The sequence below is a fragment of the Rhizobium moroccans genome (assembly GCF_057559155.1).
The window spans coordinates 69,756-78,961 of sequence record NZ_JBHFJG010000024.1 but is presented as its reverse complement, the minus strand read 5'-3'; the positions used below and the strand labels follow the sequence as shown (position 1 = coordinate 78,961).

Here is a 9,206-nt window from a genome sequence, read left to right as displayed (position 1 = left end):
GTTGCTCCAGTCACGCCGCGACGGCCGGCGTGACCTCCACCGTGACATGCGAAAGCTCGGGGATTGCCGCAAGCTTCTCCTTGTAGAAGGCCGGCGCGCGCGGCGTCGGCGTAACCACCGAAACGATCGCCGCGTGATGGCCCGGCCCCACCTGCCAGACATGCAGGTCCGCGATCCTGTCTTCTCCATTCTCGACGATCTCGCGGATTTCCTGCGGCAGATCCTCATCCGCCGGCAGGGCATCGAGAAGCACGTTCGCGGTGGCGCGGATCAGGCCCCAGGACCAGCGGGCGATCACCAGGCCGCCGACGATGCCCATGACCGGATCGAGCCAGACCCAGCCGTTCGTGCGGCCGAGGATCAGCGCGAAGATCGCCAGCAGCGAGGTCAGCGCGTCCGCCAGCACATGTAGATAGGCGGCGCGCAGATTGTGATCGGTTCCGCCGGCACGATGGCCGTGCTGGCCATGCGCATCATGGGCGTGATGGTGGTCATCGTCATCGTGGTCATGGTGATGGCCATGATGGGAGTGGCCGTGATGCGAATGGTCGTCCCGAAGCAGCCAGGCGCTGAGCAGGTTGACACCGAGCCCGGCAACCGCGACCAGGATCGCCTGATCGAAATCGATCGCCACCGGATTGGCGAGCCTGACCACGCTTTCCCAGGCGATCAGGAGCGCGATCAGCGCCAGCACGACGGCGCTTGCGAAGCCCGCGAGATCGCCGAGCTTGCCGGTGCCGAACGTGTAGCGCGGATTGCGCGCCTGCCGGCGGGCATAGAGATAGGCGAGCGCGGCGATCAGCATGGCGCCCGCATGGGTGGACATGTGCCAGCCATCGGCCAGCAGCGCCATGGAGCCGAAGAGCGTTCCGGCGACGATCTCGGCCACCATCATCGTGGCGGTCAGCGCGATCACCAGCCAGACGCGCCGCTCGTTGCGCTCGTGGTTATCGCCTAGAAACACATGCTCGTGCCTCATCTGATCGACGGTGGACATGGCCTTACTCCTTACGGTGAATATCAGCGGATATAGGTGCGCAGCACTTCGGCCAGCTCGTCGGTGGCCTTGGCTCTCGCCTTCTCGTCTTCGGCGTGGAGCACATGCTCATGCAGGTGATCCTCGATCACCTCGCCCGTGAGACCGGAGAGCGCACCGCGGATGGAGGCGAGAAGCTGCAGCACCTCGCCACAGGGGCTTTCCGCCTCCAGCGCGCGCTCGACAGCTTCCATCTGTCCCTTCAGCCGGCGCACGCGCGCCAGAAGCTTCGCTTTTTCGCGGATGGTGTGCGACATGATCGTCGTTCCTCAATAGTATAGGGGGGTATATTATCCATCCGACCAACGAAAGCAACCCGGTCCCGCTCTTGCCGGCAGGTCCGGGTTCGCTATTCCACGGAAAAATGACTTGAACGGGCGGATCAGATGGCGGTCGCCAGCCGCGTCAGAAGGAATGCGAGGAGCAATATGAGCCCCAAGGCGATGCACATGTGCAGAATGATGGTCGAGCCGCGGAAATCCTTCTCCGCCTCGAAGCGGGGAAGGATCATTCGGCGGCACTGCCTGAGAATGTTCGGCATCGAAGATATCCGGGGTTCGGGAAACGGCTGAGATCACCAGAGGGAGAGCGCGGATGCGGCGGCGAGGAGCCGGATACCGGCGGCCGCGACCAGCATCAGCACACAGACGCCCGCCGCCATGAGGCCTTGGCGAAGTCCCGGCCTTTCGGAAGCGTGGCGCTTCGCGGCGCCCAGGGAAGTCAGTGGGGAAGTCAGTTCGAGGTTGGACATCGGGATGCCTTTCAGGAGACGAGCCTGAGGCGGCTTTCGCGCGGCCTGCGCCGCGAGACCGCCTTGGCGGGGTGAAGCGAGGAGGAGGAAAGGATCACGCCATCGGGAACGCAGCAGACGGCGCCCGGCTGGTGATCACTTTCGAACATGGCGAAATGGACGGCGGATGCCCTGTCCCTGAAGAAGCCGCCGACCAGGCCTTCGCGGTCGCATACGACCCAGCAGCCGTTCTCGTCACGGCCCACCGTGAAACGGGTGCCGTTCCTTAAGGAAGGTTCTCCACGCAACATTGCTTTGCCCATCGATATGTTCCTTTCGTGAGGTCGGGAAAGATCAGGAGAGTGCGCAGTAGAAAGCGCCGCCGACGCTCGCCGCGATCAGGACGACCGCGGCGAGGCGCAGGAAGACGTCCAGGCGGCCGTAATCGTCTTGTGGCAGGCGCCGTTCGCCGTGCTTTGCGGCTTGCGCCTGCTCCTGATGGTAGCGGGCCAAATGATAGAGCCCCAATCTGCCGTACATGTCTCGTACTCCAGCGTTGCGGATGGTTTTCCATCCGCGCACATGCTCGTGATGTGCAGGATCAAGGTAAGCTGGGTGGCATAGGTTATCGATTGGGGCCGGAAACCGAAGAAATAGGAATTTCATAAGGATAAGTGCCGCTGCCCCGATCAGCCGGCTCAGGCGAGCGCCTGCGAGAAAACGGGCTGCCCCTCCAGCGCGGCAAGCGCATGGGCGATCGCTTCGCGCATTTCCGGCTCGACCTCCACGAGAGGAAGGCGGACCTCCGGCGGCGTGCCGTAGAGGATCGCTAAGGCCGCCTTGACGACCGCCGCATCCCACCGGCCCTCGGCGGCGACCAGAAGCGACTGCGCCTGGCGGAAGGAGAGATCGCCGGCGGATGCGGCTGCCGGCACTTTCATGGCCGCCAGCCGATAGGGAAGCACGTTGCCGAGTGCCGATATGCAGCCATGGCCGCCGCAGGCCAGAAACATCGGCAGCGTGGAATCGTCGCTCGAATAGTGCCGGTAGCGACGCCTGAGATCGGCTGGAAGTCGGTGAAAGGCTTCCAGCCGCCCGATGCCGTGGCGGATGCCGACGATATTTTCGACATCCGCCAGCGAGGAAAGGAGCGCATGACCGCAATCGAGCGCGGTGCGGTACGGATCGTCGTCCAGGACGACCGGCAGACGAGTCGCCCCGGCCACTTCGCGGAAATGGCCGATCACGCCCTTCGGCACCGGCTTGGAATAATAGGGCACGGTGACCAGCACGCCGTCGGCGCCGATTTCCGCCGCGCGGCGGGTCATGGCCACGGTTTCGGCCGTATCGTTGGTGCCGGTGGCGGCGAATACGGCAAGTCTACCCGCCGCCCGTTCGAGGCAGATGGCGAGAACCCGGTCGCGTTCGTCATGGCTCAGCGCATAGCCCTCGCCGAAGACATCGCAGACCACGACGCCATCGACGCCCGCCCTCACCTGCCGGTCGAGCGCCTTGTTCAGCCAGGAACGTTCCATGGTGCCGTCGCGGAAAGGCGTGACGAGCGCCGTCACCGTCCTGAGTTCAGCAATTCCGACCGTCATCGCAAAGCCCTCGCGTGATTGACCGCGAGGGCTTAGCCCGGCCCCGCATAGGAAATCGATGCGGGGCAAGGGCGAGCCTCATAGGGAAATCATAGGCTCGACGGGATCAGTGAAAGCCGGGCGTCAAGCCTTTGCCGGATGCAAGGCGTCCTTGGAGGTTGGGGAGACGGATATGTCGTGCCAGATATCCGCATCGATTTTCCCGGCGAGTTCCGGATACATTCCCGGATCGAACACCGGGGCTCCGGATCGCCTCTGCTCGAAGTAATCGCGGGTCAGCTTTACGACCAGCGGCGACAGCAGGACGATCGCCACGAGATTGATCGAGGCCATCAGGCCCATGGACGCATCGGCAGCATCGAATACCGTCGTCGCACTCTCATAGGAACCCCAGAGAACCATCAGGATCAGGCCGACGCGTGCGCATAAAAGCCCGACCTTGTTGTCCAGACCGAGATAGACGAGAGCGTTTTCGGCATAGGAATAGTTGCCGATGACCGATGTCCACGCGAAGAAGAAGATCGCGATGGCGATGAAGGCGTGCCCCGCGCCGCCGATATGGACGGCCATCGCAGCCTGGGTCAACGGTGTTCCCGTAAGCTCCCCTCCGGGCACGAGCGCGCCGGACAGCAGGATGATGAGGCCGGTGGCCGTGCAGATCAGCAGCGTATCGATGAACACGCCGAGCGCCTGAACCATGCCCTGCGAGGACGGGTGATGGGGGCTGGGCGTGGCTACCGCGGCAATATTCGGCGCCGATCCCATGCCGGCTTCGTTGGAGAACAGGCCTCGCTTGACACCGTTCAACATGGCTCCGGCCATGCCGCCGACTGCCTGCTCGAAGCCGAAGGCGCTCCGGACGATCAGTGAGAGTGCTGCCGGCACATCGGCAATGTTGACGATCAGCACGTAGAGAGCGACGCCGAGATAGGCGACCGCCATGAACGGCACGATATATTCCGCAATGCGTGCGATCGACTTGATGCCGCCGAAAATGACGACGCCGGAGATGCCGGCAACGACAACCCCGACCCCGAGCTTGGGCACGCCGAAGGCGCCGTGCATCGCCTCTGCGATCGAATTTGCCTGGACGGCATTGAAGGCAAGGCCGAAGACCAGGATCAGGCACACGGCAAAGATCACCGCCGCCCAGGGCGCGTTCAAGCCTCGGGAGATGTAGAAGGCCGGGCCTCCGCGATATTCCCCACTTTGACCGCGGACCTTGAACAACTGGGCCAGCGCGCTTTCGGCATAAGCCGTCGCCATGCCGAGAGCGGCAACCACCCACATCCAGAAGAGCGCGCCCGGCCCGCCGAGCGTCATCGCAACGGCGACACCAGCCAGATTACCGGTGCCGACCCGCGAGGCGAGACTGGTGCAAAGCGCCTGAAACGGCGTGATGCCGGCCGCATCCGCCTCGGGCGCACGCAGGACGACGCGGAAAAACTCGGGAAAATGGCGGAACTGGAGAAAACCCAGGCGGACCGTGAAGAACAATCCAACGGCAATCAATCCGTAGATGAGGACATAGCCCCAGAAGACCGTATTGAGAAATCCTATGATCGCCGTCATCTCGTTGCCCCTTCTTTCGACTTGAGTGTATCCGGATACGCGTCGACCGCTCCTTTTGGGCGAAGCATGTTGTGCCGACCTCCTTTAGGCTGTGGAGGCGTTGCGGGCAAGATTGCGCGGCGGGATCAATAGAGGCCGGGCGTCACCGGCACGGCCGGCACTGTTCTCCGGCCGGCGGCGGCGCCGAGCAGGACACCGTCCAGCAAGGCGGCCATGGTGCGGTCGCGGCTCTTGGCCGTGGAGCCGCCCATCACCACGCCGACTATGCGGCGGCCGCCCTTGCTGACAGAGGTGACGACATTATAGCCGGAGGCGCTGGTATAGCCGGTCTTGATGCCGTCCACGCCGGGATACTCGTCCATCAGGTAATTATGGCCCTCGAGCGTCTTGCCGCGAAACTGGAAGCTGCGGGTGGAGAACAGGCGGAATTCGCGGGGAAAGTTCTTCATCAGCGCCAGGCCCAGCACGGCCATGTCGCGGGCGGTGGTCACTTGGCCGGGCGCCGTCAGCCCGCTTGCATTGCGAAACGTGGTGTTACGCATGCCGAGGCGCCTTGCCTTCGCCGTCATCAGCTCCGCGAAACGCTCTTCCGAGCCGCCGAGCTTCTCGCCGATCGCAATGGCCGCGTCATTGGCGGAAAGCACGATCATGCCGAGCACGGCCTCCCGCACCGTCACCGCATCGCCCTCGCGGACGTTCAGCTTGTAGGGCACGGCGCGGGTCGCGCGCCGCGAGACCGGCACGGGATCATTCCAACCGATCCGCCCCGAACGAAGCGCCTCGAAGGTGAGATAAAGCGTCATCATCTTGGTGAGAGAGGCAGGCCCGTTCGGCGCTCCGGCATTTTCCGCGCTGATGACCTTGGCGGTCTTCGCATCGATCAGGATATGGGCATTGCCGGCGGCGGCACTTGCGGCACTCAGAAGAAACGCCGCAAGCGCGAAGAGCGACGCGGCGCGGGACGGAAGGCGGGCCATGGTCTTCCTTTCGGGCTGGCTGGGTCCTCAACCTATGATGCCTGCCCTTGTACCACAGCCCGCCATAGGCTCAATGCCGCGGCTCAGTGCGCGTGCTCATGTTCCTTGTGATCGTGATGGGCGGCGTGATCGTGGCCCGAGCAGCAGGCGGAATGCGCCTCGCCCACCGGCCCATGGCTATGTCCCGCATGCGCATCCAGGCTGATCGTGCCGCCGTTTTTCCATTCTGCCCAGGACTGGCGGAGGATCTGCACCGAAGAGGTGAGGAAGAGCCCAGCCATGACGCCCGCGACGATGAGATCCGGCCAGGCGGTCGCAGTACCCCAGACGCCGAGCGCAGCGATCATGACGATGACGTTGCCGATCGCGTCATTGCGCGAGCAGAGCCAGACGGAACGCACGTTGGCGTCGCCATCCTTGTAGTTCATCAGGATCAGCACGCTCGCCACGTTGGCAAGAAGCGCCAGGAAGCCGATGACGCCCATGATCGGGGCTTCCGGCACGCCCACATAGAAGACGCGGTAGACCGTGGAGCCGAAGACCCAGAGGCCCATCAGAAAGAGGCTGATGCCCTTGGCGGCGGCAGCGGTGGTGCGGACCCTTATCGAAGCGCCGATGACGGCGAGCGAAATGCCGTAGGTGACCGCGTCTGCGAAGAAATCCAGCGCATCGGCCTGCAGCGCCTGGGAGCCGGCAAGCCGGCCGGCGATCATCTCGACCAGAAAGCCCGCAGCGTTGATGGCGATGACCGCCCATAGCCGCCGCTTGTAATCGTCCGACAATCCCTCGAACGTGCCGTGATGATGGCCGCAGGATGCGCTCATAGTGTCACCTTTTCCTTGTCTGGTTTCCGGTGACGCCCTACATAATTCCTCTAGTGACTAGAGGTTCAAGAGGAAAAATCGAAAATGTTGTCGATCGGCGATCTTTCGAAGCGCACCGGCGTGAAGGTGCCGACCATCCGCTATTACGAGCAGATGGGACTGATGGGCGCGGCCGAGCGCTCTGAGGGCAACCAGCGGCGCTACGAGAGGACAGACCTCGAACGGCTGGCCTTCATCCGACATGCCCGCGATCTAGGCCTCGACATTCCGGCAATCCGCGATCTGATCGCGCTCAGCCGGCATCCCGAGATGCCCTGCGTCGACGCCGACCGGATCGCCGCCGATCACCTTTCCGCCGTGCGCGAAAAGATCGCCAAGCTCCAGAGGCTGGAACACGAGCTGGAGCGCATCATCTCCCATTGCGACGGCCATTCGATCGAGGATTGCTACGTGATCCGGGCGCTTTCGGACCATGGCTTATGCGACGGGGAACATTGACGGGGGGTCCGCGTTGTAGCAAACTCCAACAATGAAAGCGAAGCTTCTGCTGCAGAAACGCCTGGCGCTCACGGAAACCTGCTTCGCGGACATCAAGATATGGCAGGTGCCGAAACCGGTTCGCGGCAGCTTGCACGATATCAAATACAGCCTGGCACCGGTATCGGGCGAAACCTGCGTGCTGCGCTATGACAACGAAGCCGGCAAGAGAGATCACAAACATCTGGGCCGCGACGAGGTCGCCTATGCGTTTGTGAATCTGGAAAGATTGCAGGACGATTTCTGGAAGGATGTCGAGCTATGGATGAAAGACAACATCCCATCGTAACACTTGGCCTTTCCTCCATCGAGGAAACCAAACGGCAGATGGCGGCCGCCTTTCGCGGGGAGGCTCAGGGCACCCATATCGACTTTGCTTCCATCGATCTTCTCTGGAAGGTGCTGACTGTCAAACGCTGGGAAATCCTGCAAGCGATGGCAGGTCAGGGCGACATGGCCATCCGCGAAGTGGCGCGGCGGGTGGAGCGTGACGTAAAGGCCGTCCACGGCGATATCACCGCGCTGATCGCGGCAGGCATCATCGACAAGACCTCCGACGGGAAAGTGGTTTTTCCCTATGGCGGCATCAGGGTCGATTTTACGCTGAAGGCGGCGTAGAGGCGCCGTCACCAAAGCCGCTTGACAAGCCCCGTGAATGGGAGCATCACACCGGCATGATCAAGACGCGCAACATCATCTCCTGCTCGTATTTTTGGGCCTTCCTCTAAAGGGCGGCCGACAGATCATCATTGTCAACAGGCCGCCGTCAGGCGGCTTTGTTGTATGAAACGGCACCTGACGGCGACAAACCGGAAAAGGATGCCGAAAATGACCGAAGACACCGAAATCACACTTCCCCGCCCGCCGGTGGTGACCATCCGCGCCGCAAAGCCGCGCGACCTGCCCGAACTCAACGAGATGATCGGGCTTTTGGCGGCTCATCACAACGATGTGGTAGCCACGACACCCGAAACGCTGGAACGCGATCTGTTCGGTGAAATGCCGTGGATCACCGCGCTTGTCGCCGATACGGGTTCGCAGCTCATCGGCTACGCCATTCTCGTGCCGCTCTACAGAGCGCAGGAAGGCAAGCGTGGCATGGACCTGCACCATCTCTTCGTGCGCGACGGACATCGCGGCCACGGCACCGGCCAGCACCTCGTCTCCCGCGCCCGCGAAATCGCCAGGAACGCCGGCTGCGACTATCTCTCGGTCAGCGCCGCGACCGGCAATCTCGCCGCCCACCGCTTCTACGAATTCATGGATTTCGTGCCGCGGCCGGTAACCGGCATGCGCTATATGCAGGCACTGGCATGAGGCGCGGGATCATTCATCCCGTCGCCTTTGCCAGAACCTCTCCAGCCCATTCGTTGAGGCTCTTTCCCTCGAGTTCCGCAGCCTTCGCCGCACGGGCATGGACGTCCGGATCGATGCGGAACATCACCCGCCCCGAATATGGCTTGTGCGGAGGCCGGCCAAGGCGTTCACAGGTTGCAAGATAATCATCGACCGCTTCATGGAACGCCATCTTGAGGTCCGCAACATTGTCCGCATGGAAACCGATGACATCGGGTATGCCGGCAATGCGCCCAGCGAAGATTTCGTCCTCCGCATCGAATTCCACACGTGCCGAATAGCCCTTGTAGTGCAACACATTCATGGTTCTATTCCCAATTGCTTCAGGAAAAGCCGCGCATCCTTGACTTGATAGCGTTTCGCCTCCTTTTCCGGATGAGGGCGATGAAACGACGCGATCAACCCGTCCTTCTCGAAACGGACACGCGAACCGCTGCCTTCAAGGATATTGCAGCCGACAGCAAGCAAAAGGCTTTCGATATCGCTCCATTCGATCGACGGAGAAGCGGGGTCGCGAAAAATGGCGACGAGCGTCTTGCGCTGCTTGCTGTTCATGCAGGCAACCTACTTGAT

The 9,206-nt window shown here is 62.5% G+C and carries 16 protein-coding genes; 4 read left to right on the top strand and 12 right to left on the bottom strand.

Annotated elements, in window-relative coordinates:
* Positions 1-10: 10 nt before the first annotated feature.
* The 10 genes from dmeF to ACE04I_RS14075 all read right to left on the bottom strand — a co-directional run bounded on the left by dmeF (position 11) and on the right by ACE04I_RS14075 (position 6,740).
* A complete protein-coding gene (gene dmeF, locus ACE04I_RS14120) occupies positions 11-997 on the bottom strand; it encodes a CDF family Co(II)/Ni(II) efflux transporter DmeF (RefSeq protein WP_046795764.1) in 987 nt (328 codons plus the stop codon).
* Between the two features lie 23 nt (positions 998-1,020).
* Positions 1,021-1,293: a Ni(II)/Co(II)-sensing transcriptional repressor DmeR gene (gene dmeR / locus ACE04I_RS14115; RefSeq protein WP_046795765.1), complete on the bottom strand. Its 273-nt coding sequence runs from the start codon at positions 1,291-1,293 to the stop codon at positions 1,021-1,023.
* A gap of 125 nt (positions 1,294-1,418) precedes the next feature.
* Positions 1,419-1,577, bottom strand: a complete 159-nt coding sequence (locus ACE04I_RS14110; RefSeq protein WP_156176973.1) for a hypothetical protein — start codon at positions 1,575-1,577, stop codon at positions 1,419-1,421.
* A 33-nt stretch (positions 1,578-1,610) separates the two neighbouring features.
* Complete coding sequence (locus ACE04I_RS14105; RefSeq protein ID WP_156176975.1) at positions 1,611-1,787, bottom strand: hypothetical protein; 177 nt, start codon at positions 1,785-1,787, stop codon at positions 1,611-1,613.
* An 11-nt stretch (positions 1,788-1,798) separates the two neighbouring features.
* Positions 1,799-2,089, bottom strand: a complete 291-nt coding sequence (locus tag ACE04I_RS14100) for a hypothetical protein (protein ID WP_046795766.1) — start codon at positions 2,087-2,089, stop codon at positions 1,799-1,801.
* A gap of 31 nt (positions 2,090-2,120) precedes the next feature.
* Positions 2,121-2,306: a hypothetical protein gene (locus ACE04I_RS14095; RefSeq protein WP_046795767.1), complete on the bottom strand. Its 186-nt coding sequence runs from the start codon at positions 2,304-2,306 to the stop codon at positions 2,121-2,123.
* Between the two features lie 158 nt (positions 2,307-2,464).
* Complete coding sequence (locus ACE04I_RS14090) at positions 2,465-3,367, bottom strand: dihydrodipicolinate synthase family protein (RefSeq protein ID WP_046795768.1); 903 nt, start codon at positions 3,365-3,367, stop codon at positions 2,465-2,467.
* Between the two features lie 123 nt (positions 3,368-3,490).
* On the bottom strand, positions 3,491-4,939 hold the full coding sequence (locus ACE04I_RS14085; protein WP_046795769.1) for an alanine/glycine:cation symporter family protein: 1,449 nt from the start codon (positions 4,937-4,939) through the stop codon (positions 3,491-3,493).
* A gap of 125 nt (positions 4,940-5,064) precedes the next feature.
* The gene (locus tag ACE04I_RS14080) at positions 5,065-5,916 is read right to left on the bottom strand and encodes a D-alanyl-D-alanine carboxypeptidase family protein (protein WP_052760458.1); all 852 of its coding nucleotides are present in this window, start codon (positions 5,914-5,916) and stop codon (positions 5,065-5,067) included.
* 83 nt (positions 5,917-5,999) lie between these two features.
* Entirely contained in the window at positions 6,000-6,740 is a 741-nt protein-coding gene (locus tag ACE04I_RS14075; RefSeq protein WP_046795770.1) for a cation efflux transmembrane domain-containing protein, read from the bottom strand.
* 84 nt (positions 6,741-6,824) lie between these two features.
* On the opposite strand from ACE04I_RS14075, the gene ACE04I_RS14070 reads away from it, so the two are divergent.
* From ACE04I_RS14070 to ACE04I_RS14055, 4 genes are all read left to right on the top strand, one after another.
* A complete protein-coding gene (locus ACE04I_RS14070) occupies positions 6,825-7,238 on the top strand; it encodes a MerR family transcriptional regulator (RefSeq protein WP_046795771.1) in 414 nt (137 codons plus the stop codon).
* A gap of 31 nt (positions 7,239-7,269) precedes the next feature.
* Entirely contained in the window at positions 7,270-7,566 is a 297-nt protein-coding gene (locus ACE04I_RS14065) for a toxin-antitoxin system TumE family protein (RefSeq protein ID WP_046795772.1), read from the top strand.
* The gene (locus tag ACE04I_RS14060) at positions 7,539-7,895 is read left to right on the top strand and encodes an HVO_A0114 family putative DNA-binding protein (RefSeq protein ID WP_046795773.1); all 357 of its coding nucleotides are present in this window, start codon (positions 7,539-7,541) and stop codon (positions 7,893-7,895) included. The genes ACE04I_RS14065 and ACE04I_RS14060 overlap by 28 nt, the downstream gene beginning before the upstream one ends.
* Positions 7,896-8,105: 210 nt before the next feature.
* Complete coding sequence (locus ACE04I_RS14055; RefSeq protein WP_046796051.1) at positions 8,106-8,594, top strand: GNAT family N-acetyltransferase; 489 nt, start codon at positions 8,106-8,108, stop codon at positions 8,592-8,594.
* A 13-nt stretch (positions 8,595-8,607) separates the two neighbouring features.
* On the opposite strand, the gene ACE04I_RS14050 is transcribed toward ACE04I_RS14055, so the two are convergent.
* Together ACE04I_RS14050 and ACE04I_RS14045 are read right to left on the bottom strand one after the other, a co-directional pair.
* Complete coding sequence (locus ACE04I_RS14050; RefSeq protein WP_046795774.1) at positions 8,608-8,937, bottom strand: type II toxin-antitoxin system HicB family antitoxin; 330 nt, start codon at positions 8,935-8,937, stop codon at positions 8,608-8,610.
* A complete protein-coding gene (locus ACE04I_RS14045; protein WP_046795775.1) occupies positions 8,934-9,188 on the bottom strand; it encodes a type II toxin-antitoxin system HicA family toxin in 255 nt (84 codons plus the stop codon). The genes ACE04I_RS14050 and ACE04I_RS14045 overlap by 4 nt, the downstream gene beginning before the upstream one ends.
* Positions 9,189-9,206 lie beyond the last annotated feature (18 nt).